This window comes from Streptomyces sp. NPDC058086, from assembly GCF_042885015.1.
Classification (GTDB): Bacteria; Actinomycetota; Actinomycetes; order Streptomycetales; family Streptomycetaceae; genus Streptomyces.
This window is the reverse complement of record NZ_JBHVST010000140.1, coordinates 1-22,022: the sequence shown is the minus strand read 5'-3', so window position 1 is coordinate 22,022 and position 22,022 is coordinate 1. Positions and strand designations below refer to the sequence as shown.

Here is a 22,022-nt window from a genome sequence, read left to right as displayed (position 1 = left end):
GCTTGGGGGAGCGTGCTCTCGGCGTGCCGGGCACAGGCCCACGTACTGGACGTACTTGGGTCTGTGCCCGGTGCGGCGAGAGTACGTGCATGGCGTCGCGGGGCAGACGGGAATTTGACGACAGGACCTAGCGCCGAACCGAGGGTCGGCGGCCCGTCGGTGATCCGCTCGGCCACGCGCCCGGCGTCCAGCCCGAGCTCGTGCAAGCGGGTCTCCTTGCGGCCCGTGATCCAGCGCGCGAGCCCGGCCCGGTTGTCGCGCTCCGCCAGATCGCCGAAGGCCAGCCGTCCTTCGTAGGCGGGAAGGGCGGGAAGTACGAAGCGCGTTTCGGGCGGCAGGGCGATCCGTGGATGCGCGTGCAGCATCAGCTGGAGAAGTGTGGTTCCCGAGCGGGGGCAGCCGAGGACGAACACCGGACGTGTGGGGGTGGGTTGCACAGAAGCGGACACGACCTCACGCTGTCGCGCCCCGATGAGCCCGGACTTGGATCACACTGGGAATGCAATGTGCAGCCACCACGCCCATGAAATCCCATGAACCCCCATGAATCCCCGTGGGGCCCCGGGGATCAGTGGGGAAACGGCTGCTCAGAAGTCACCAAGTCCACTACTGTTTCACCAGTCGCGCACCGGGTCTCCACGGCTACCGCCGTTCCGTGTGCCTGCGCCCCCTCTTGTGCTGAGACCAGTAGACGAATCCGCGTGCGCCTTGGGCGACGCTGGAGGAACGCGCATGCCAGAAACAACGCCAGAGCCCGAACCCGAGCCCGGGGCCGACCAGCCCGTGCCCACTTCGGAGGAACCCGCCTGGCGCCCCACCCCCCAAGGCACTCCCTATCCGGCGGAACTGCCTCCCTTCGTCGAGCCGCCGGTGCCCTGGGAGTCCGGGGAGTTCCCGGACGAGGGACGACTGCCCGGAACCCGACGGCTGTGGATGGCCGGCGGACTCGCGGTGGCGGTGCTCATCGCCACGGCGACCGCGATCGCCGTACTGGACAGCAACACTGACGCCGCGTCGAAGAACCGGGCGAACCACACGGCCTCCGACACGGACGTCCCGTTCATACCCGGCGTCTCCGCCTCGGCCGACGGCAGCACCACGGCCCCGGCGGGCAAGAACGCCCTGTCCTCTCCGCGGCGCTCGGGCTCCGCCTCCACCGCGTCGGACTCGGCCTCGCCGGGGCCCTCGGAACAGGGGTCCGACGACAAGCCCGTCGCCGGCACCACCGAGCCGTCGAAGACCGCCTCGTCCAGCAAGCCTCCCGAGTCCAAGCCCGTCTCCTCGCGGAAGTCGCTCCAGTCGGTCAACTACCCGAACCGCTACTGGCATCTGAGCAACGGCTTCGTACGACTCGATCCGGTGGATTCGGGCAGCTCGGGCTCGACCAAGCGGGACGCCAGCTTCAAGGTGGTGGCGGGGCTCGGCAACGCCAACTGCTACTCCTTCACCACCGCCGACGGCGCCTATCTGCGCCACCGCAACTTCTCTCTGCGCGCCGACCGCGACGACGGCTCCGACCTCTTCCGCAAGGACGCCACCTTCTGTCCCCGGACGTCCCCGTACACCGGCGCCGTCATGCTGGAGTCGATCAACTACCCGGGCCGCTATCTGCGCCACCGCAACTTCCAGCTCCGTCTGGACAGAGACGACAACAGTCAGCTCTTCCGCGCGGACTCGGCGTTCCGTGTGGTGAACGGCTGGTCCTGACCCCAGGAACACCTGTGGCCCCCGGCGAGCTGCCGGGGGCCACAGAAGTGTGCGGAGGTGTGCGCGGACTCAGACGTTGAACCCGAGCGCCCGAAGCTGCTCACGTCCATCGTCCGTGATCTTGTCCGGGCCCCACGGCGGCATCCAGACCCAGTTGATGCGCAGCTCGTTGACGATGCCGTCCGTGGCGGACTTGGCCTGGTCCTCGATGACGTCGGTGAGCGGGCAGGCCGCGGACGTCAGGGTCATGTCGATCGTCGCGATGTTCGCGTCGTCGATGTGGATGCCGTAGATCAGGCCGAGGTTGACGACGTCGATGCCCAGCTCGGGGTCGACGACGTCGTACAGCGCCTCACGGAGTTCTTCCTCCGAGGCCGGCTTCGTCGTCAGGGTCTCGTTCTCGCTCATGCCGTCTTCCTCTCGGCGCTCTCGCCCAGAGCCTGGGCCGTCGCGTCCTTCCACGCCATCCAGCTGAGGAGGGCGCACTTGACCCGGGCCGGGTACTTGGAGACACCAGCGAACGCGACCGCGTCCTCCAGCACCTCCTCCATCGCGTCGTCGGGCTCGATCCTGCCCTTGGACTGCATGAGCTCCAGGAAGGTCTCCTGGATCTTCTGCGCCTCGGACACGTCCTTGCCGACGAGGAGCTCGTTCAGCACGGACGCCGAGGCCTGGCTGATGGAGCAGCCCTGGCCCTCGTACGAGATGTCCGCGATCTGCTCGCCGTCATACTTCACGCGCAGCGTGATCTCGTCGCCGCACGTCGGGTTGACGTGATGCACCTCGGCATCGCCATCCCGCAAGCCTCGCCCATGGGGGTGCTTGTAGTGGTCCAGGATGACTTCCTGGTACATCGAATCAAGCTTCACGTCTCAGCCAGCCCCTCAGCCGAAGAAGTTCCGGACGTGCTCCAGGCCGTCCACCAGCGCGTCGATCTCGGCCGGCGTGGAGTACAGATAGAACGACGCTCGCGTGGTCGCAGGAATTCCGTACCGCAGGCAGACCGGGCGTGCGCAGTGGTGTCCGACCCGGACCGCGATGCCCTGTTCGTCCAGGACCTGGCCCACGTCGTGCGGGTGGATGTCACCCAGGGTGAACGAGATCGCGGCGCCGCGGTCCTCGGCCGTGGTCGGGCCGATGATCCGCAGGTCGGGGACCTCGCCGAGCCGCTTCACCGCGTACTCGGTGAGCGCGTGCTCATGGGCGAGGATCTTGTCCATGCCGATCGCGTTCAGGTAGTCGATCGCCGCGCCGAGGCCGACCGCCTGCGCGATCGGCGGGGTGCCCGCCTCGAACTTGTGCGGTGCCGGGGCGTACGTCGACGAGTGCATCGACACCGTCTCGATCATCTCGCCGCCGCCGAGGAACGGGGGCAGGTCCTCCAGGAGCTCCTGGCGGCCCCACAGCACGCCGATGCCCGTCGGGCCGCACATCTTGTGGCCGGTGAAGGCCACGAAGTCGGCCTGGAGGGCCTGGACGTCCAGCGGCATGTGCGGCGCGGCCTGCGAGGCGTCGATGCAGACCAGCGCGCCGACCTCCTGGGCGCGGCGGACTATGGCCTCGACCGGGTTCACGGTGCCCAGGATGTTCGACACCAGCACGAAGGAGACGATCTTCGTCTTCTCGGTGATGATCTCGTTGATGTTCGACAGGTCGAGGCGGCCGTCGTCGGTGAGACCGAACCACTTCAGCTTCGCGCCCGTGCGCTGCGCCAGCAGCTGCCACGGCACGATGTTGGAGTGGTGCTCCATCTCGGTGATGACGATCTCGGTCTCGTGGTCGACCCGGTAGGGCTCGTCGGCCCAACCGAGCATGTTGGCCACGAGGTTGAGCGACTCGGAGGCGTTCTTGGTGAAGATCACCTCGTTGCGGCTCGGCGCGTTGATGAACGCGGCGACCTTGTCGCGCGCGCCTTCGTACAGCGCCGTGGCCTCCTCGGCGAGCACATGCACACCGCGGTGGACGTTGGCGTTGTAGCGCTCGTAGTACTCACTCAGGGCGTCCAGCACCTGGCGCGGCTTCTGCGAGGTCGCCGCGTTGTCCAGGTACACGAGCTTCCTGCCGTCGTGGACCTGACGGTCCAGGATGGGGAAGTCCTTGCGGATCGCCTCGGTGTCGAGGAGGCCCGGCAGCTGTGTCACGCGGATGCGCCACCCTTCGTGTCGACTTCGTGCTTCGCATAAGCCTCGTAGCCCTCGTTCTCCAGCTTGTCGGCGAGCTCGGCGCCGCCGGACTCGACGATGCGGCCGCCGGAGAAGACGTGGACGAAGTCGGGCTTGATGTAGCGCAGGATGCGCGTGTAGTGCGTGATCAGCAGGGTGCCGACCTCGCCGGTCTCGCGGACGCGGTTGACACCCTCGGAGACGACGCGCAGGGCGTCGACGTCCAGGCCGGAGTCGGTCTCGTCGAGGATCGCGATCTTCGGCTTGAGCAGCTCCAGCTGGAGGATCTCGTGGCGCTTCTTCTCACCGCCGGAGAAGCCCTCGTTCACGTTGCGCTCGGCGAAGGCGGGGTCCATGGAGAGGCGCTCCATGGTCTCCTTGACCTCCTTCACCCAGGTGCGCAGCTTGGGGGCCTCGCCGCGGACGGCCGTGGCGGAGGTGCGCAGGAAGTTGGAGACGGAGACACCGGGGATCTCGACCGGGTACTGCATCGCCAGGAACAGGCCCGCGCGGGCGCGCTCGTCGACGGACATCTCCAGGACGTCCTCGCCGTCGAGGGTGACGGTGCCGCTGGTGATCGTGTACTTCGGGTGGCCCGCGAGGGAGTAGGCGAGGGTCGACTTGCCGGAGCCGTTCGGGCCCATGATGGCGTGCGTCTCGCCCTGCTTCACGGTCAGGTCGACGCCCTTGAGGATCTCCTTCGTGGCGTTGTCGGCCTCGACGGTGACGTGCAGGTCGTGGATTTCAAGCGTTGCCATGGGTTCCTCAGGACTCCTGGGTGAGGGAGACGAGCACGTCGTCCCCTTCGATCTTTACGGGGTATACGGGGACGGGGCGCGTCGCGGGAAGGCCGGACGGCTTGCCGGTGCGCAGGTCGAACGCGGAGCCGTGCAGCCAGCACTCGATCTGGCAGTCCTCCACCTCGCCCTCGGAGAGCGAGACGTTCGCGTGCGAGCAGATGTCGTTGATCGCGAACACCTCCCCCTCGGTCTTCACGACCGAGACCGGCGTGCCGTCGAGTTCCACCCGCTTCGGGGTGTCCTCCTCCAGCTCGCTCAGCCCACAGGCGCGTACGAAGGTGCTGGTCATCAGACCGACGCCTCCAGCTCCTCGTCGATCTTCACGAGAAGGCGCTGCTCGATGTCGTCGACACCGATCTGCTGCACGAGCTCGGCGAAGAACCCGCGGACCACCAGTCGGCGGGCCTCGTCGGCGGGGATGCCGCGGGCCATCAGGTAGAAGAGCTGCTCGTCGTCGAAGCGGCCGGTCGCGGAGGCGTGTCCGGCGCCGACGATCTCGCCGGTCTCGATCTCCAGGTTCGGCACGGAGTCGACGCGGGCGCCGTCGGTCAGAACCAGGTTGCGGTTCATCTCGTACGTGTCCGTGCCCTCGGCCTTGGCCTCGATGAGGACGTCACCGATCCACACGGCGTGCGCGCCGTCGCCCTGGAGCGCGCCCTTGTAGGCGACGTTCGACTTGCAGTGCGGGGTGTTGTGGTCGACCAGCAGACGGTGCTCCTGGTGCTGGCCCGCGTCCGTGAAGTAGAGACCGAACAGCTCGGCCTCACCGCCGGTGCCGGCGTAGGCCACGCGCGGGTGCAGGCGCACGAGGTCGCCGCCGAACGTGACCACGAAGGACTTGAACGTGGCGTCCCGGCCGATCAGCGCGTTGTGCTGGCCCACGTGCACGGCCTTGTCGTCCCAGTCCTGGACGGAGACGACGGTGAGCTTGGCGCCGTCGCCCAGGATGTAGTCGACGTTGGCGGCGAGCACGGCGTCACCGGTGTGGTCGATGACGACGACGGCCTCGGCGAAGGCTCCGAGCTCCACGACCTGGTGGCCGTAGGCGACGCCGCCCTCTCCGTGCACCGCGACGCGGATGGGCTCGGTGAGCACCGTCTCCTTGGGGACGGTGATCACGCCGGCCTTCTCGAACGTGGAGTACGCCTGGGCGGCGACACGGTCCACCGGGGTGCCCGCCCTGCCGAGGCGCGCGTCGTCACGGCCGACGGTCTCCACGACGACGCCCGTGGGCGCCTGAACGTCGACCTTCAGGCCGTCGCCGGTCGCGACCGCGGTCCCGTCGTGCAGCCCGCGCAGGCGCTCCAGCGGGGTGAACCGCCACTCCTCCTCGCGGCCGTGGGGGACCGGGAAGTCCGCCACGTCGAAGGACGGGGGCGCGCTCATGCGCGTGGCGACGGTCGACTCGGCGGCCACCGCGATCTGGCCGGCGGTGGTGGACCCCACCGGGATGTTCTGAGCCTCAGCCATGGCTGTCGGTCTGCTCTCTTTCCTGCGTCAGTTGAGATCCTCGGGCCCGCCGGAAGGGGCGGGCCACCAGCTGTTTTCCGGGCGGCGGGTCTTAGCCGACCGCGCCTTCCATCTGCAGCTCGATCAGCCGGTTGAGTTCAAGCGCGTACTCCATGGGCAGCTCCTTGGCGATCGGCTCGACAAAGCCGCGCACGATCATCGCCATCGCCTCGAACTCCGTCAGACCGCGGCTCATCAGGTAGAAGAGCTGGTCCTCGGAGACCTTGGAGACGGTCGCCTCGTGGCCCATGGACACGTCGTCCTCACGGACGTCGACGTACGGGTAGGTGTCGGAGCGGGAGATGGTGTCGACGAGCAGCGCGTCGCACAGCACGTTCGACTTCGAGCCGTGGGCGCCCTCGCCGATCTCGACCAGACCGCGGTAGGACGTACGACCGCCACCGCGCGCCACGGACTTCGACACGATGTTCGACGACGTGTTCGGCGCCATGTGGACCATCTTGGAGCCGGCGTCCTGGTGCTGGCCCTCGCCCGCGAAGGCGATGGAGAGGGTCTCGCCCTTGGCGTGCTCGCCCATCAGGTAGACGGCCGGGTACTTCATGGTGACCTTGGAGCCGATGTTGCCGTCGATCCACTCCATGGTCGCGCCCTCGTACGCCACGGCGCGCTTGGTGACCAGGTTGTAGACGTTGTTCGACCAGTTCTGGATGGTCGTGTAGCGGCAGCGGGCGCCCTTCTTCACGATGATCTCGACCACCGCGGAGTGCAGGGAGTCCGACTTGTAGATCGGCGCCGTACAACCCTCGACGTAGTGGACGTAGGCGTCCTCGTCGACGATGATCAGCGTCCGCTCGAACTGGCCCATGTTCTCCGTGTTGATACGGAAGTAGGCCTGGAGCGGGATCTCGACGTGCACGCCCTTCGGCACGTAGATGAAGGAGCCACCGGACCACACCGCGGTGTTCAGCGACGCGAACTTGTTGTCGCCGACCGGGATGACGGTGCCGAAGTACTCCTTGAAGAGCTCCGGGTGCTCCTTGAGGGCGGTGTCGGTGTCGAGGAAGATGACGCCCTGCTCCTCCAGGTCCTCGCGGATCTGGTGGTAGACGACCTCGGACTCGTACTGGGCCGCGACACCGGCGACGAGGCGCTGCTTCTCCGCCTCGGGGATGCCGAGCTTGTCGTACGTGTTCTTGATGTCCTCGGGCAGGTCCTCCCAGGACTCCGCCTGCTTCTCCGTGGAGCGCACGAAGTACTTGATGTTGTCGAAGTCGATCCCGGACAGGTCCGAGCCCCAGTTGGGCATGGGCTTCTTCTCGAAGAGGCGCAGGCCCTTGAGGCGGAGCTTGGTCATCCACTCCGGCTCGTTCTTCTTCGCGGAGATGTCGCGGACGACGTCCTCGTTGATACCGCGCTTGGCAGAGGCACCGGCCACGTCGGAGTCGGCCCAGCCGTATTCGTACGTACCCAGACCCTCGAGCTCAGGGTGGGCAGTCTCCTCGATGGGGAGCGTCATGCGGGGTTCCTCCCGGCGGTACTTGCAGATGCGTTATGGGTGGATTCGGAAATCTTGGAAATCTTGGGGATGAACGTGGTGCACACACCGTCGCCGTGGGCGATGGTGGCCAGCCGCTGAACATGGGTGCCGAGCAGCTGGGAGAAGATCTCGGTCTCCGCCTCGCACAGCTGCGGGAACTGCTCGGCGACATGAGCGACCGGGCAGTGGTGCTGGCAGAGCTGCTCGCCGACCGGTGCGCTACGCGCGGCAGCAGCGTACCCGTCCACACTCAGGGCCTTGGCCAACGCTTCGGTGCGCTGCTCCGGCGAGGCGGCCTCGACGGCCTTGCGGTACGCCTCGGCCTGGGCGGCCATCCGGGCGCGGGCGAAGGCGACGACCGCCTCGTCCCCGCCCTCGCGCGCCGCGATCCAGCGCATCGCGTCCGCGGCGAGCTTGTCGTAGGACTGGTCGAAGGCGTCCCGGCCGCAGTCGGTCAGGGCGAACACCTTGGCGGGGCGGCCGCGCGTACGCGCTCCGTAGACCCGCTGCTCCCGTGCTTCCACCACGTCGTCGGCGACCAGCGCGTCGAGATGACGGCGCACGGCGGCCTGGGTCAGGCCCAGCCGACCCGCGAGGTCGGCCACGGTCGACGGGCCGTGGTCCAGGATGGACCGCGCGACACGGTTGCGCGTCGAACGCTCACCGGTCGCGAGTTCCTCCTGAGGGGCCCCCATGGGGGTCTCCCGAGCCTCGCCAACGTTTTTCACAACGCCATTGTTGCGTAATTCCTCGGAGCCTGACAAGCCGCGCCCCCGGAGGCGGGCGGTGCGCTGCATCACTTAGGTATACCTAAGGTGACCTGCGGAAACGATCTCTGATCGATCAATTCACTGGCTTCAAGGCCGGCTCTCCGCAAGACTCGGGAACCATGCCGACACCCCCTCCGACCGGCCCACTCGTCACACGGGACACCCTCGCCGCCCAGCTCCTGGAGCTGGGCGTCCAGCCCGGAGAAACGCTTCTCGCGCACTCCTCCCTGAGCTCCCTCGGCTGGGTCAACGGTGGCGCCGTCGCCGTCGTCCAGGGACTGCTCGACGCCCTCGGCCCCGACGGCACCCTGGTGGTCCCCACCCAGTCCGGGGACCTCTCCGACCCGGCGCTGTGGAGCAATCCGCCCGTACCCGAGGAGTGGTGGTCGCCCATTCGGGTGACGATGCCCGCGTACGACCCCCTCGTGACACCCAGCCGCGGGGTCGGCGTGGTCCCCGAGACCGTCCGCACCTGGCCCGGCGCCCTGCGCAGCGCCCATCCGCAGACCTCCTTCGCGGCCCTCGGCCCCCGCGCGGCGGAGATCGTCGAGTGGCACGCCCCCGACTGCCGGCTCGGTGAGCGGAGCCCACTGGCCCGTCTGGAGTCCCTCGGTGCCCGGGTGCTCCTGCTCGGCGCGGGCTACGACACGTGCACCAGCTTCCACCTGGCCGAATACCGCATACCGTCCCCGCTCGTCGAGGTGGGACGCCCGGTGCGCACCCCGCAGGGGGCGACCCGCTGGGAGGTCGTCACCGAGGTCTCCGTCGACTCCGACCGCTTCGACGAACTGGGCTCCGACTTCGAACGGGACCGCCCCGTCGTACGAGGCCGGGTGGGCGCGGCCGACGTACGCCTGTTCCCGGTGGCCGACGCGGTGGCGTACGCGGAGCGCTGGCTGGCGCTGCACCGCCCCCGCGAGGAATGGGTCATGCCCGGGGCCGCCTCCTGAACCCCGCCCGACCGATCACCCGACCGGCTCCCTAGACTTGCGCCTCATGCGAAGCGAGCCCGTGGTCCAGGTCCAGGCCCTGGTGAAGCGGTACGGCAACAAGACCGCGGTGGACGGCCTCGACCTGGTGGCCGAGGCGGGCATCACCGCCGTACTGGGCCCCAACGGGGCGGGCAAGACGACCACGGTCGAGACCTGCGAGGGGTACCGGAAGCCGGATTCCGGCACGGTACGCGTCCTGGGCCTCGACCCGGTGAGACAGTCCGGGCAACTGCACTCCCGCATCGGCGTGATGCTCCAGTCCGGCGGGGTCTACTCCGGTGCCCGCGCCGACGAGATGCTCCGCCATGTGGCGAAACTCCACGCCCACCCCCTGGACGTGGACTCGCTCATCGAACGGCTCGGCCTCGACAGCTGCGGCCGCACGACCTACCGGCGGCTCTCGGGCGGACAGCAGCAGCGCCTCGCGCTCGCGATGGCCGTGGTCGGCCGCCCCGAACTGGTCTTCCTCGACGAGCCCACCGCGGGCCTCGACCCGCAGGCCCGCCGCGCCACCTGGGACCTCGTCCGCGATCTGCGCGCCGACGGCGTCTCGGTCATCCTCACCACGCACTACATGGACGAGGCCGAGCAGCTCGCCGACGACGTCGCGATCATCGACGCGGGCAGGGTCATCGCGCAGGGCTCCCCCGAGGAGCTGTGCCGCGGCGGCGCCGAGAACACCCTGCGGTTCACCGGCCGTCCGGGGCTCGACGTCGGTTCCCTGCTGAAGGCCCTGCCGGCCGACTGCACGGCCGCGGAGCTGACGCCCGGCTCGTACCGGGTGGGCGGCAAGATCGATCCGCAGCTGCTGGCGACGGTCGCCTCCTGGTGCGCGCAGCACGGTGTGATGCCGGAGAAGATCTCGGTCGAACGCCACACCCTGGAAGACGTGTTTTTGGAGCTCACGGGTAAGGAGTTGCGCTCATGAGTGAGCGTCCCCCGGGAAGACACAGCCTGGAACCGACCGGCAAGGAGCTGCGTTCGTGACCACCGCCGGTACCTACACCCCGAAGCCTGGGGCAGCCCCGCTGCCCCGGATGATCGGCGCGCAGGCCGCGCTCGAGACGAAGATGCTGCTCCGCAACGGCGAGCAACTCCTCCTCACGGTGATCATCCCGACACTCCTGCTGGTCCTTTTCAGCTCGGTCGACATCATCGACACCGGCAAGGGCAAGTCGGTCGACTTCCTGGCCCCCGGCATCCTGGCGCTCGCCGTGATGTCGACGGCCTTCACCGGGCAGGCCATCGCCACCGGCTTCGAACGGCGCTACGGGGTCCTGAAGCGGCTCGCCGCCTCCCCGCTGCCCCGCTGGGGCCTGATGACCGCGAAGACGGCGTCCGTACTGGTCACGGAGGTCCTCCAGGTCGTCCTGCTGACGGTGATCGCCTTCTCGCTGGGCTGGTCGCCGCACGGCAACCCGCTGGCCGTCCTGCTCCTGCTGATCCTGGGCACGGCCGCCTTCTCGGGCCTGGGCCTGCTGATGGCCGGCACGCTCAAGGCGGAGGCGACGCTCGCCGCCGCGAACCTGGTCTTCCTGCTGCTCCTCGTGGGCGGCGGCGTGATCGTCCCGATGGACAAGTTCCCGGCGGGCGCCCAGGACGTACTCGGCCTGCTGCCCATCTCGGCGCTCTCGGACGGGCTGCGGGACGTGCTCCAGCACGGGGCGGGCATGCCGTGGGGCGACCTCGGGATCCTGGCCGTGTGGGCGGTCGTGGGCCTGGGAGCGGCGGGCAGGTTCTTCCGCTGGGAGTGACTCCCGGGGTGAGGTGGCGATTTGCGTAGGTGCGGGGGCCTCGTGAAGACGTGCACAAGCGGCCGCCTACGATGGGGCCCGTGCCAAACGTGACCCGAGCCGACGCCGTAGCCTTCGTGCGCAACCCGCTCGCCCTCATCGCCGAACGCTGGACCCCGACCTCCCGGACGGTGCAACGAGCGGCCCTCGCCGCGCTCGTCATGTCGGTGGTCATCGTGGTCACCGGCGGCGCCGTACGGCTGACCGGCTCGGGCCTCGGCTGCCCGACCTGGCCCAAGTGCACCGACGACTCGCTCACCACGACGAGCGCGATGGGCTTCCACGGAGTCATCGAGTTCACCAACCGCATGCTGACCTACGTGCTGTGCGCCGCGGTCGGCTGGGCGATCATCGCCGCGCGCTCCGAGAAGCCGTGGCGCCGTGACCTCACCCGGCTCGGCTGGGCGCAGTTCTGGATCGTCATGAGCAACGCGATCCTCGGCGGCATCGTCGTCCTGGTCGGCCTCAACCCCTACACGGTCGCCGCGCACTTCCTGCTCTCCACGGCGCTCATCACGGTGGCCACGGTGATGTGGCAGCGCACGCGCGAGGGCTCCGCCGAGCCGCGCCCGCTGGTCGGCAAGGCGGTGCAGCAGCTCGTGTGGTGCCTGGTCGCCGCCGCCATCCTGCTGATCGCGGTGGGCACGGTGGTCACCGGCGCGGGTCCGCACGCGGGCGACTCCAGCGAGGTCGAACGCATGGCCGTCAACTGGGAGACCGTCACCAAGCTGCACGCCGTGCTGGCCTGGATCGTGGTCACGCTGACCTTCGCCCTGTGGTTCGTCCTCAAGGCCGTCGACGCCCCCAAGGGCCCGCTCGACCGCACCCGCGAGCTGTTCCTGATCCTGCTCGGTCAGGGCGTCATCGGCTACGTCCAGTACTTCACGGACCTCCCCGAGGCCCTGGTCGGCCTCCACATGTTCGGCGCCTGCCTGGTGTGGATCGGCGTCCTGCGGGTCCTGCTGTCGCTGCGCGAACGCCCTGGGACCGCGGCGGAACTGCCGGGGCCTGCCGCGGAATCGGCGCTCACGCGCGCGTAGGCCGTTCGTAGGGGATCCGCACCGGCTCACTCCACCCCGTACACCCGCCGCGCGTTCCCCGCCGCGATCAGTCCCGCCACCCGCTGCGCGTCCACCAGCGACCAGGCGCCCTCGGCGACCCAGGCGCCCAGCACCCGGGCGAGCGCCTCGCGGAACAGGCGCGCGCCGACGACGTGCAGTTCGGGCAGGCCGTGTGCCCCGCTGGAGAACAGGAGCTTGCCGAAGGGGGCCAGTTCCAGGATCTCGGAGAGGACGGCCGCCGCCCGGGCTCCCGTACGCACCAACGCCGCACCCAGGTCGGCGTAGACGTGCGGGAAGACCCCGGCGAGGTGCGCCGCGTGACGGTGATACGGGTAGCCGTGCAGGAGGACGAGATCCGTGCCGAGCCCCGCCGTGGCACGGGCGAAGTCGGTGAGCAGGACGGGGTCGGTGCGGTCGATGCGCAGACCGGGTTCGCCCAGGCCCGCGTGGAGCTGGAGGGGCAGGCCCGAGGCGACCGCGATCCACAGTAAGTGCCGCAGCAGGACCGGGTCGCTCAGCGCCCCGCCCACCCGGCGGCCCGCCAGCCAGCGGCCCGCCGCGCCCCGCACCTCTCCCGGTCCCGGCGGCTCGGGCGCGAGCGCCAGACCGTGCCGTCCCCCCGCGACCGACGTGAAGGCGACGGCGTTCGCGGCGGCTCCGTGGACGGACTCGGCGAGATTGGCGAGGAAGGACTCGACGGTGCCCGAGGTGTCCGCGACCTGTTCCGCCAACAGCTCCAGGCGGACGATCTCATGGGCGTGGGCCGCGCCGGTCGAGGCCATCTCGCCCGGTCCCGTCAGGTCCCCGGGCAGCCCCGTGTCGACGAGGTACGTCGTGATGCCGCTGCCGCGCAGGAGTCTGCGACCCGACTCCAGGACGCCGAGTTCGCGACGCCTGGCCAGATAGCGGGCGGGCGGACAGTGCGGTTCCAGGCCGAGCAGGGGCGGGCACCAACGGCGTACCGCGAAGCCGGTCTGGGTGTCGAAGAAGGTGGTGCCGGGGGCCGGGGGGCCCTCGGTTCTGGCGAGGTGGGCCTCGAAGGTGCCGAGGCCCAGCTCCGTCCTCAGTACGCCGTGGCAGTACTGGTCCACCAGGGACGGCGTTTCGATCATCCGGACTCCCCGCGACTGGACCGTTGCGTTCTTCAGGTCCTAACGGGTGAGGCGGGCGTCAGGTGTTGGTGAAGCGCAAGCCGTACAACAGCTGACGGATATCGGCCGTCGGATATCAGATGACGGATATCAACTATCAGGTGACAGATAACAGATGCTGTCAGCCGTTACTCGGCGCCCCAAGCTGGATCCCCGCCATCCTCTTCCACTCGTACGGCCCCGTCTTGACCTTCGCCGCGAACTCACCGTCGAACGCCTCGTGAACAGTGATCCCGGCCTTCTTCACGGCCTCTTCGGCAATCGTGTAGGTCGGCGCCATCACGTCCCCCCAGGCACCGTCCGCACCGACGAGGACGATCCGGGCGCCGCGCTGTCCGATGTACTCGACGTGCCCCTCGGTCCCGCCGTGCTCCTTGGCGAAGGCGTTGATCCGCTGGGCGAGCTTGGCCGCCTTGCGCTCGGCCTTGACGTCCTGGGCGGCGCCGGTGGTCTCGTCAACGTGCTGCGTGTCTGCCATGGCCAGGATGCTACCGACGGGTAGATCAAACGGCGACGGGCGGGGTACGTGGCTTAGCCCACGTACCCCGCCCGTCAAGGATCAGGGAGCCGTACTAGCGCAGGAAGGGGTCCACCGCGACCGCCACGAACAGGAGCGACACATAGGTGATGGACCAGTGGAACAGCCGCATCTCCTTGAGCTTCCCGCCGGCCACCTCGGCCTTGGCGCGGTTCTGCAGACCGTGCGCCTCCCACAGCCAGAACCCGCCCGCGCCGAGCGCGACCAGGGTGTAGAACCAGCCCGTGTAGCCGAGCGGGGTGAGCAGCAGCGAGACCGCGACCATCACCCAGCTGTAGATGACGATCTGGCGTGCGACCACCTTGTTGGAGGCGACGACCGGGAGCATCGGCACGCCCACGCGCGCGTAGTCGTCCTTCACCTTCATGGACAGCGGCCAGTAGTGCGGCGGCGTCCAGAAGAACATGACGAGGAAGAGGATGACCGGCGCCCACGACATGGAGTCGGTGACGGACGACCAGCCGATGAGCACCGGAAGGCAGCCGGCGATGCCGCCCCAGACGATGTTCTGGGAGGTGCGCCGCTTGAGGATCATCGTGTAAACGACGACGTAGAAAAGGAGCGCTCCGAGTGACAGCCAGGCGGACAGCCAGTTGACGGTCAGCCCGAACAGCAGGGTCGAGACGACCGCCAGCGTGATCCCGAAGGCCAGGCACTCGCGTGGGCTGACCATGCCGGTGACCAGCGGGCGCTGCGAGGTGCGCTCCATCAGAGCGTCGATGTCGCGGTCGATGTACATGTTCAGCGCGTTGGCGCCGCCCGCCGACAGAAAACCGCCGAGGCAGGTGAGCAGGACCAGCTTGAGGTCGGGCACACCCTGCTGGGCCAGGAACATCACCGGAACGGTGGTGATCAGCAACAGCTCGATGATTCGTGGCTTGGTCAGCGCCACGAACGCCTTGACACGGGCCCCGAACGGCCGGTGGCTTGGGCTGCTGCTCGTCCCGAGCACCCCCGCTGGACGGGATTCGACGGCCGTCACGCACACCCCTGACAGAGACATCCCAGCAAGCCCCCGGGTGTGAACTCCCCGTAAAGGCTCGCGCGTACCACGCCACTGTAGACGTTGCCTATACCTCGGCCTTCGCGGGGGTGGGGTCGTGTTGGGAGCGGCCGCGCCGGCGAGGGAAGAGGGCCTGCGCAACGGGCGTGACGGAGCTCGATTGAGCACTCTTACGAGCGGCTCCGTATTCAGTTGCCGAACACGGAACGGACCAGTCGGGAGGCGGATCCCGGAGAGTCCCGGCAGTCTGGAATGACTCGAAAAAACGCACGTACCTACGGGGGTAGGCTCGACAACGGCCGGTGGGCGCCCAGTGCACCGGCATTCGACATGCGTGACATGTGGAGAGGAGCCCTGACCCAGGGTGAGCACCAAGCCGACCACCACAGACCTCGAGTGGACCGAGTTGGACCAGCGGGCCGTCGACACCGCCCGCGTCCTGGCCGCCGATGCCGTACAGAAGGTCGGAAACGGCCATCCCGGTACGGCCATGAGTCTGGCGCCTGCCGCGTACACCCTCTTTCAGAAGGTGATGCGGCACGACCCGGCGGATCCCGACTGGACCGGACGTGACCGCTTCGTGCTGTCCGCGGGCCACTCGTCCCTGACCCTCTACACGCAGCTCTACCTGGCCGGGTTCGGCCTGGAGCTGGACGATCTTGAGTCCTTCCGGACGTGGGGCTCCCGCACCCCGGGCCACCCCGAGTACGGACACACTCCGGGCGTGGAGACCACGACCGGCCCGCTCGGCCAGGGTGTCGCGAACGCGGTGGGCATGGCGATGGCCGCCCGCTACGAGCGCGGTCTGTTCGACCCGGACACGGCGCAGGGCGAGTCCCCCTTCGACCACTTCATCTACGCGATCGCCGGTGACGGCTGCCTGCAGGAGGGCATCTCGCACGAGGCGTCCTCCCTGGCCGGTCACCAGAAGCTCGGCAACCTGGTCCTGCTGTGGGACGACAACCACATCTCGATCGAGGGCGACACCGAGACGGCGGTCTCCGAGGAGACCGTCAAGCGGTACGAGGCGTACGGCTGGCACGTGCAGCGCGTCGCTCCGAAGCCGGACGGCGACCTGGACCCGCACGCGATCTACAACGCCATCGAGGCCGCGAAGAAGGTGACGGACAAGCCGTCGTTCATCGCGATGCGCTCGATCATCGCCTGGCCCGCTCCGCACGCGCAGAACACCGAGGCCGCGCACGGCTCGGCGCTCGGCGAGGACGAGGTCGCGGCCACCAAGCGTGTCCTGGGCTTCGACCCGGAGAAGTCCTTCGAGGTCGCGGGCGAGGTTCTCGCGCACACCCGCCAGGCTCTCGACCGCGGTCGTGAGGCGAAGGCCGAGTGGGAGAAGGGCTTCCAGGAGTGGCGCACCGCTCAGCCCGAGCGTGCCGCCGAGTTCGACCGGATCGCCGCGTGCGAGCTGCCGGCCGGCTGGGAGGAGAAGCTCCCGGCGTTCGAGGCGGGCAAGGGTGTCGCCACCCGTGCCGCGTCCGGCAAGGTGCTGCAGGCCCTCGGTGCGGTCATCCCCGAGCTGTGGGGCGGCTCCGCCGACCTCGCGGGCTCGAACAACACGACGATCGACCCGAACTCCTCGTTCCTGCCGGCCGACAACCCGCTGCCGGAGGCCGACCCGTACGGCCGCACGATCCACTTCGGCATCCGCGAGCACTCCATGGCCGCGGAGATGAACGGCATCACGCTGCACGGCAACACCCGTGTCTACGGCGGCACCTTCCTGGTGTTCTCCGACTACATGCGCAACGCCGTGCGTCTGTCCGCCCTGATGCACCTGCCGGTGACGTACGTGTGGACGCACGACTCCATCGGTCTCGGTGAGGACGGCCCGACCCACCAGCCGGTCGAGCACCTGGCCTCGCTGCGTGCCATCCCCGGCCTCAACGTCGTCCGTCCCGCGGACGCCAACGAGACCGCGATCGCCTGGCGCGAGATCCTGGGGCGCTACACGAAGGTCTTCGGCAAGGGCGCTCCGCACGGCCTCGCGCTGACCCGTCAGGGCGTGCCGACGTACGAGGCCGACGAGAACACGGTCAAGGGCGGTTACGTCCGCTTCGAGGCCGAAGGGCCCGGCGGGCAGAGCGCGGAGCCGGAGGTCATCCTCATCGCCACCGGTTCCGAGGTGCACGTGGCGGTGGAGGCGCGCGAGCAGCTCCAGGCCGCGGGCGTCCCGACGCGGGTCGTGTCCATGCCGTGCGTGGAGTGGTTCGAGGAGCAGGACCAGGGGTACCGGGACAGCGTCCTGCCGCCGTCGGTGAAGGCGCGCGTCTCGATCGAGGCCGGTATCGGTCTGACCTGGCACCGGTTCGTCGGGGACGCGGGACGCGTTGTTTCGCTGGAGCACTTCGGTGCTTCGGCCGACGGCAAGGTCCTCTTCCGTGAATTCGGCTTCACTGCCGAGAATGTCGCGGGCGCCGCCCGGGAATCGATCGCCGCAGCCCAGCGCTGACGCTGATATACGACACGTAGGAGATGCAATTTCCATGACAGACGCACTCAAGCGCCTCTCCGAGGAAGGCGTCGCGATCTGGCTGGACGACCTGTCGCGCAAGCGGATCACGTCCGGCAATCTCGCCGAACTGATCGACCAGCAGCACGTCGTGGGCGTCACCACCAACCCGTCGATCTTCCAGAAGGCGATCAGCAGCGGCGACGGCTACGAGCAGCAGCTCGCCGATCTCGCCGCCCGCAAGGTCACCGTCGACGAGGCCATCCGCATGATCACGACGGCGGACGTCCGTGACGCCGCCGACATCCTGCGCCCGGTCTTCGACGCGACGCAGGGCCAGGACGGCCGGGTCTCCATCGAGGTCGACCCGCGCCTGGCCCACAACACCGCGGCGACCATCGCCGAGGCCAAGCAGCTGGCCTGGCTGGTGGACCGCCCGAACACGCTCATCAAGATCCCGGCGACGAAGGCGGGCCTGCCCGCGATCACCGAGGTCATCGGCAGGGGCATCAGCGTCAACGTCACGCTGATCTTCTCGCTGGAGCGCTACCGCGAGGTCATGGACGCCTACCTGGCGGGTCTGGAGAAGGCGAAGGCCGCGGGCCTGGACCTCTCCAAGATCCACTCGGTGGCGTCCTTCTTCGTGTCCCGCGTGGACACCGAGATCGACAAGCGGCTCGACGCCCTGGGCACCCCCGAGGCCAAGGCGGCCCGCGGCAAGGCGGCTCTCGCCAACGCCCGGCTCGCCTACGAGGCGTACGAGGAGGTCTTCTCCTCCGACCGCTGGGCCGCCCTCGACAAGGCGCAGGCCAACAAGCAGCGCCCGCTGTGGGCGTCGACCGGCGTCAAGGACCCGGCGTACAAGGACACCCTGTACGTCGACGATCTGGTGGCGCCGAACACGGTGAACACCATGCCGGAGGCCACCCTGCAGGCCACCGAGGACCACGGCGACATCACCGGCAACACCATCGCCGGTACGTACGAGCAGTCCCGCGCCGAGCTCGACGCGGTCGAGAAGCTCGGGATCTCGTACGACGACGTGGTCCAGCTCCTGGAGGACGAGGGCGTCGAGAAGTTCGCGGCGTCCTGGAACGACCTGCTCAAGTCCACAGAGGCGGAGCTCAAGCGCCTCGCCCCTTCGGAGGGCTGAAACCTTGTCAAGCAGCAACCCGCTGCGTGACCCCGCAGACCGACGGCTCCCGCGTATCGCGGGGCCGTCGGGCCTGGTCATCTTCGGCGTCACGGGCGATTTGTCACGTAAAAAGCTGATGCCCGCCGTGTACGACCTCGCCAACCGCGGGCTGCTGCCGCCGGGCTTCTCGCTCGTCGGCTTCGCCCGCCGCGAGTGGAAGAACGAGGACTTCGCCCAGGAGGTCCACGACGCCGTCAAGGAACACGCCCGTACGGAGTTCCGCGAGGAGGTCTGGCAGCAGCTCATCCAGGGGATGCGTTTCGTCCAGGGCACCTTCGACGACGACGACGCGTTCGAGCGGCTGCGCGCCACGATCGACGAGCTGGACAAGGCACAGGGCACGGGCGGCAACTTCGCCTTCTACCTCTCCGTGCCGCCGTCCGCCTTCCCGGTGGTCATCCAGCAGCTGAAGAAGCATCACCTGGCGGACCAGTCGAACGGCTCCTGGCGGCGCGCGGTCATCGAGAAGCCCTTCGGCCACGACCTGAAGTCGGCCGAGGAGCTCAACACGGTCGTGCACGAGGTCTTCGCCTCGGACCAGGTCTTCCGCATCGACCACTACCTCGGCAAGGAGACCGTCCAGAACATCCTGGCGCTCCGCTTCGCCAACACGATGTTCGAGCCGATCTGGAACCGGTCCTTCGTCGACCACGTCCAGATCACCATGGCCGAGGACATCGGCATCGGCGGCCGCGCCGGTTACTACGACGGCATCGGCGCCGCCCGGGACGTCATCCAGAACCACCTCCTGCAGCTGATGGCCCTGACCGCCATGGAGGAGCCCGCCTCCTTCGACGCGGACGCCCTCGCCGCCGAGAAGACCAAGGTCCTCGGCGCGGTCCGGATCCCCCGGGACCTGGGACGCGACACCGTCCGCGGGCAGTACGCGGCCGGCTGGCAGGGCGGCGAGAAGGCCGTCGGCTATCTCCAGGAAGACGGCATCGACCCCAAGTCGAAGACCGACACCTATGCCGCGATCAAGGTCGAGGTGGACAACCGCCGCTGGGCGGGCGTCCCCTTCTACCTGCGTACCGGCAAGCGTCTGGGCCGCCGCGTCACCGAGATCGCCGTGGTCTTCCAGCGCGCCCCGCACTCCCCCTTCGACCACACGGCGACGGAGGAACTGGGCCAGAACGCGATCGTCATCCGCGTCCAGCCCGACGAGGGCATCACGGTCCGCTTCGGCTCCAAGGTGCCCGGCACCTCGATGGAGATCCGGGACGTCTCCATGGACTTCGCCTACGGCGAGTCCTTCACGGAGTCGAGCCCGGAGGCGTACGAACGCCTGATCCTGGACGTCCTGCTGGGCGACTCGAACCTCTTCCCGCGCACCGAGGAGGTCGAGCTGTCCTGGAAGATCCTCGACCCGATCGAGCAGTACTGGGACAAGCACGGCAAGCCCGCGCAGTACCCCTCGGGCACGTGGGGCCCCGTCGAGGCCGACGAAATGCTCGAGCGAGACGGACGGAGCTGGCGTCGCCCATGAAGATAGACCTCACGGACACCACGGCCAGCAAGATCAACAAGGCGCTGGTGCAGGGCCGCCGCGCCATCGGCACCCCCGCCGTCGGCATGGTGCTCACCCTCGTCATCGTCACCGACGAGGAGAACGCCTACGACGCCCTGAAGGCCGCCAACGAGGCCTCCCGCGAGCACCCCTCGCGCACCCTCGTGGTCATCAAGCGCGTCTCCCGCTCGCCCCGCGACCGCACCAAGTCGCGCCTCGACGCCGAGGTGCGGGTCGGCGCGGACGCGGGCACCGGCGAGACGGTCGTGCTGCGGCTGTACGGCGAGGTCGCCGACCACGCCGACTCGGTCGTCCTGCCGCTGCTGCTGCCGGACGCGCCGGTCGTCGTCTGGTGGCCGGTGAGCGCGCCGCTCGACCCGGCCAGCGACCCGCTCGGAAAGCTGGCCCAGCGCCGCGTCACCGACACCTACGCCGCCGAGGCACCCGTACGCGAGCTCAACGCGCGTGCCGACGCCTACACCCCCGGGGACACCGACCTCTCCTGGACCCGCATCACGCCCTGGCGCTCGATGCTGGCCGCCGCCCTCGACCAGGTCATCTGTGACGTGAACGCGGTCGAGGTGGAGGGCGAGGAGTTCAACCCGAGCGTGGAGCTGCTCGCCATGTGGCTCGCGGACCGGCTGGACGTCCCCGTCAAGCGGTCCAAGTCCTCCGGCCCCGGCCTCACCGCCGTCCGCATGGAGACGAGCTGCGGCCCGATCGCGCTGGACCGCGCCGACGGCACCCTGGCGACCCTCTCCATCGAGGGCCAGCCCGACCGTGCGGTGGCGCTCAAGCGCCGCGACACCTCGGAGCTGATCGCGGAGGAGCTGCGCCGGCTCGACCCGGACGACACCTACGCGTCGGCGCTGCGGTACGGGGTGGACCGGCTGAACGGGGCGGCGGCGGCCGACGCCGTCGAGGAGGAGCCGGCCACGGCGAAGGCGGCCGCCAGGACCGCCGCCGCCAAGGCACCCGCGAGGAAGGCCCCGGCGAAGGCCCCTGCGAAGAAGGCGGCCGCCAAGTGAACACTCCGCAGCTCGTCGTGCACCGCGACAAGGAGCTGATGGCCCAGGCCGCCGCGGCCCGGCTGATCACCAAGGTCGTGGACGCGCAGGCCTCGCGCGGCTACGCCTCGGTGGTCCTCACCGGCGGGCGCAACGGCAACGGGCTCCTCGCGGCGCTCGCGGCCGCGCCCGCCCGGGACGCCGTCGACTGGGGCCGTATCGACCTGTGGTGGGGTGACGAGCGGTTCCTGCCCGAGGGCGATCCGGACCGCAACGACACCCAGGCCCGTGCGGCGCTGCTGGACTCGGTGCCGGTGGACCCCGCGCGGGTGCATCCGATGCCCGCGTCCGACGGTCCCTACGGTGCCGACGTGGACGCGGCGGCGGAGGCGTACGCGGCCGAGCTCGCGAAGTCCGCGGGCCCCGAGAACCACGGTTCCGTGCCCTCGTTCGACGTCCTGATGCTGGGCGTCGGCCCGGACACCCACGTGGCCTCGCTCTTCCCGGAGCTGCCCGCGGTCCGTGAGACGGAGCGGACGGTGGTGGGCGTGCACGGCGCCCCCAAGCCCCCGCCGACCCGGGTCACGCTCACCCTGCCCGCGATCCGCTCCGCCCGTGAGGTCTGGTTGCTGGCGGCCGGCGAGGACAAGGCGCAGGCCGCGGCGATCGCCCTCTCGGGCGCGGGCGAGGTGCAGGCCCCGGCGGCCGGCGCCCACGGCCGCTCCCGCACCCTGTGGCTCCTGGACGCGGCGGCGGCCTCCCAGCTGCCACGCTCGCTGTACCCGCCGGCTTCGGCCTGAGCCGTACCCGGGGCTTGGCCCCAGACCCTGTTCGCGCAGTTCCCCGCGCCCCTGAAGAGGGG

The 22,022-nt window shown here is 69.3% G+C and carries 22 protein-coding genes; 10 read left to right on the top strand and 12 right to left on the bottom strand.

Annotated features, from left to right (window positions below; translation table 11 throughout):
• On the bottom strand, positions 1-449 hold a 449-nt coding region (locus tag ACFVWD_RS51640), incomplete at its 3' end, for a sulfotransferase family protein (protein ID WP_389605589.1).
• Positions 450-732: 283 nt separating this feature from the next.
• Here ACFVWD_RS51640 and ACFVWD_RS51635 point away from each other — a divergent pair.
• Complete coding sequence (locus ACFVWD_RS51635; RefSeq protein WP_389605588.1) at positions 733-1,707, top strand: AbfB domain-containing protein; 975 nt, start codon at positions 733-735, stop codon at positions 1,705-1,707.
• Between the two features lie 69 nt (positions 1,708-1,776).
• On the opposite strand, the gene ACFVWD_RS51630 is transcribed toward ACFVWD_RS51635, so the two are convergent.
• From ACFVWD_RS51630 to ACFVWD_RS51595, 8 genes are all read right to left on the bottom strand, one after another.
• Complete coding sequence (locus ACFVWD_RS51630; RefSeq protein ID WP_101405825.1) at positions 1,777-2,115, bottom strand: metal-sulfur cluster assembly factor; 339 nt, start codon at positions 2,113-2,115, stop codon at positions 1,777-1,779.
• A complete protein-coding gene (gene sufU / locus ACFVWD_RS51625; protein WP_054235893.1) occupies positions 2,112-2,576 on the bottom strand; it encodes a Fe-S cluster assembly sulfur transfer protein SufU in 465 nt (154 codons plus the stop codon). The genes ACFVWD_RS51630 and sufU overlap by 4 nt, the downstream gene beginning before the upstream one ends.
• 15 nt (positions 2,577-2,591) lie before the next feature.
• Positions 2,592-3,848: a cysteine desulfurase gene (locus ACFVWD_RS51620; protein ID WP_389605587.1), complete on the bottom strand. Its 1,257-nt coding sequence runs from the start codon at positions 3,846-3,848 to the stop codon at positions 2,592-2,594.
• Complete coding sequence (sufC, locus tag ACFVWD_RS51615; RefSeq protein WP_075026223.1) at positions 3,845-4,627, bottom strand: Fe-S cluster assembly ATPase SufC; 783 nt, start codon at positions 4,625-4,627, stop codon at positions 3,845-3,847. Before sufC ends, ACFVWD_RS51620 begins: the two co-directional genes overlap by 4 nt.
• Before the next feature lie 7 nt (positions 4,628-4,634).
• Positions 4,635-4,958 (bottom strand): bifunctional 3-phenylpropionate/cinnamic acid dioxygenase ferredoxin subunit, encoded by a 324-nt coding sequence (locus tag ACFVWD_RS51610; protein WP_101405822.1) that lies wholly within the window; start codon positions 4,956-4,958, stop codon positions 4,635-4,637.
• Positions 4,958-6,139: a Fe-S cluster assembly protein SufD gene (gene sufD, locus ACFVWD_RS51605; RefSeq protein ID WP_389605585.1), complete on the bottom strand. Its 1,182-nt coding sequence runs from the start codon at positions 6,137-6,139 to the stop codon at positions 4,958-4,960. Before sufD ends, ACFVWD_RS51610 begins: the two co-directional genes overlap by 1 nt.
• Before the next feature lie 91 nt (positions 6,140-6,230).
• Positions 6,231-7,655 (bottom strand): Fe-S cluster assembly protein SufB, encoded by a 1,425-nt coding sequence (gene sufB, locus ACFVWD_RS51600; RefSeq protein WP_101405820.1) that lies wholly within the window; start codon positions 7,653-7,655, stop codon positions 6,231-6,233.
• Entirely contained in the window at positions 7,652-8,404 is a 753-nt protein-coding gene (locus tag ACFVWD_RS51595) for a helix-turn-helix transcriptional regulator (protein WP_389605583.1), read from the bottom strand. The genes sufB and ACFVWD_RS51595 overlap by 4 nt, the downstream gene beginning before the upstream one ends.
• Before the next feature lie 161 nt (positions 8,405-8,565).
• Here ACFVWD_RS51595 and ACFVWD_RS51590 point away from each other — a divergent pair, with 161 nt between their 5' ends.
• The 4 genes from ACFVWD_RS51590 to ACFVWD_RS51575 all read left to right on the top strand — a co-directional run bounded on the left by ACFVWD_RS51590 (position 8,566) and on the right by ACFVWD_RS51575 (position 12,271).
• A complete protein-coding gene (locus ACFVWD_RS51590; protein ID WP_389605581.1) occupies positions 8,566-9,396 on the top strand; it encodes an aminoglycoside N(3)-acetyltransferase in 831 nt (276 codons plus the stop codon).
• Between the two features lie 46 nt (positions 9,397-9,442).
• Positions 9,443-10,366: an ABC transporter ATP-binding protein gene (locus ACFVWD_RS51585; RefSeq protein WP_389605579.1), complete on the top strand. Its 924-nt coding sequence runs from the start codon at positions 9,443-9,445 to the stop codon at positions 10,364-10,366.
• Between the two features lie 109 nt (positions 10,367-10,475).
• A complete protein-coding gene (locus ACFVWD_RS51580; protein ID WP_248003634.1) occupies positions 10,476-11,192 on the top strand; it encodes an ABC transporter permease in 717 nt (238 codons plus the stop codon).
• 71 nt (positions 11,193-11,263) lie between these two features.
• On the top strand, positions 11,264-12,271 hold the full coding sequence (locus ACFVWD_RS51575) for a heme A synthase (protein WP_389605578.1): 1,008 nt from the start codon (positions 11,264-11,266) through the stop codon (positions 12,269-12,271).
• A 26-nt stretch (positions 12,272-12,297) separates the two neighbouring features.
• Here ACFVWD_RS51575 and ACFVWD_RS51570 read toward each other — a convergent pair whose 3' ends face one another.
• The 3 genes from ACFVWD_RS51570 to ACFVWD_RS51560 all read right to left on the bottom strand — a co-directional run bounded on the left by ACFVWD_RS51570 (position 12,298) and on the right by ACFVWD_RS51560 (position 14,969).
• Entirely contained in the window at positions 12,298-13,404 is a 1,107-nt protein-coding gene (locus ACFVWD_RS51570; protein ID WP_168508055.1) for an amidohydrolase family protein, read from the bottom strand.
• A 160-nt stretch (positions 13,405-13,564) separates the two neighbouring features.
• Positions 13,565-13,921 (bottom strand): hypothetical protein, encoded by a 357-nt coding sequence (locus tag ACFVWD_RS51565; RefSeq protein WP_389605576.1) that lies wholly within the window; start codon positions 13,919-13,921, stop codon positions 13,565-13,567.
• A gap of 94 nt (positions 13,922-14,015) precedes the next feature.
• On the bottom strand, positions 14,016-14,969 hold the full coding sequence (locus ACFVWD_RS51560) for a heme o synthase (protein ID WP_389605591.1): 954 nt from the start codon (positions 14,967-14,969) through the stop codon (positions 14,016-14,018).
• A gap of 379 nt (positions 14,970-15,348) precedes the next feature.
• Here ACFVWD_RS51560 and tkt point away from each other — a divergent pair, with 379 nt between their 5' ends.
• From tkt to pgl, 5 genes are read left to right on the top strand one after another with little or no spacing between them, the layout of a single operon-like run.
• Complete coding sequence (gene tkt / locus ACFVWD_RS51555) at positions 15,349-17,451, top strand: transketolase (protein WP_389605574.1); 2,103 nt, start codon at positions 15,349-15,351, stop codon at positions 17,449-17,451.
• 34 nt (positions 17,452-17,485) lie between these two features.
• Positions 17,486-18,604, top strand: a complete 1,119-nt coding sequence (tal, locus tag ACFVWD_RS51550; RefSeq protein ID WP_384906026.1) for a transaldolase — start codon at positions 17,486-17,488, stop codon at positions 18,602-18,604.
• A gap of 4 nt (positions 18,605-18,608) precedes the next feature.
• Positions 18,609-20,132, top strand: a complete 1,524-nt coding sequence (gene zwf, locus ACFVWD_RS51545) for a glucose-6-phosphate dehydrogenase (RefSeq protein ID WP_389605572.1) — start codon at positions 18,609-18,611, stop codon at positions 20,130-20,132.
• Positions 20,129-21,181: a glucose-6-phosphate dehydrogenase assembly protein OpcA gene (gene opcA, locus ACFVWD_RS51540; RefSeq protein WP_389605570.1), complete on the top strand. Its 1,053-nt coding sequence runs from the start codon at positions 20,129-20,131 to the stop codon at positions 21,179-21,181. The genes zwf and opcA overlap by 4 nt, the downstream gene beginning before the upstream one ends.
• Positions 21,178-21,960 (top strand): 6-phosphogluconolactonase, encoded by a 783-nt coding sequence (pgl, locus tag ACFVWD_RS51535; RefSeq protein ID WP_389605569.1) that lies wholly within the window; start codon positions 21,178-21,180, stop codon positions 21,958-21,960. Before opcA ends, pgl begins: the two co-directional genes overlap by 4 nt.
• Positions 21,961-22,022: the final 62 nt, after the last annotated feature.

Excerpts from the sequence above, each read along its gene's own strand:
- ACFVWD_RS51570 (WP_168508055.1), bottom strand. The coding sequence starts at position 13,404 with ATGATCGAAACGCCGTCCCTGGTGGACCAGTACTGCCACGGCGTACTG.
- sufD (WP_389605585.1), bottom strand. The coding sequence starts at position 6,139 with ATGGCTGAGGCTCAGAACATCCCGGTGGGGTCCACCACCGCCGGCCAG.
- ACFVWD_RS51580 (WP_248003634.1), top strand. The coding sequence starts at position 10,476 with ATGATCGGCGCGCAGGCCGCGCTCGAGACGAAGATGCTGCTCCGCAAC.
- sufC (WP_075026223.1), bottom strand. The coding sequence starts at position 4,627 with ATGGCAACGCTTGAAATCCACGACCTGCACGTCACCGTCGAGGCCGAC.
- ACFVWD_RS51565 (WP_389605576.1), bottom strand. The coding sequence starts at position 13,921 with ATGGCAGACACGCAGCACGTTGACGAGACCACCGGCGCCGCCCAGGAC.
- ACFVWD_RS51585 (WP_389605579.1), top strand. The coding sequence starts at position 9,443 with ATGCGAAGCGAGCCCGTGGTCCAGGTCCAGGCCCTGGTGAAGCGGTAC.
- sufB (WP_101405820.1), bottom strand. The coding sequence starts at position 7,655 with ATGACGCTCCCCATCGAGGAGACTGCCCACCCTGAGCTCGAGGGTCTG.
- ACFVWD_RS51590 (WP_389605581.1), top strand. The coding sequence starts at position 8,566 with ATGCCGACACCCCCTCCGACCGGCCCACTCGTCACACGGGACACCCTC.
- tal (WP_384906026.1), top strand. The coding sequence starts at position 17,486 with ATGACAGACGCACTCAAGCGCCTCTCCGAGGAAGGCGTCGCGATCTGG.
- ACFVWD_RS51575 (WP_389605578.1), top strand. The coding sequence starts at position 11,264 with ATGGGGCCCGTGCCAAACGTGACCCGAGCCGACGCCGTAGCCTTCGTG.
- ACFVWD_RS51630 (WP_101405825.1), bottom strand. The coding sequence starts at position 2,115 with ATGAGCGAGAACGAGACCCTGACGACGAAGCCGGCCTCGGAGGAAGAA.
- ACFVWD_RS51610 (WP_101405822.1), bottom strand. The coding sequence starts at position 4,958 with ATGACCAGCACCTTCGTACGCGCCTGTGGGCTGAGCGAGCTGGAGGAG.
- opcA (WP_389605570.1), top strand. The coding sequence starts at position 20,129 with ATGAAGATAGACCTCACGGACACCACGGCCAGCAAGATCAACAAGGCG.
- ACFVWD_RS51635 (WP_389605588.1), top strand. The coding sequence starts at position 733 with ATGCCAGAAACAACGCCAGAGCCCGAACCCGAGCCCGGGGCCGACCAG.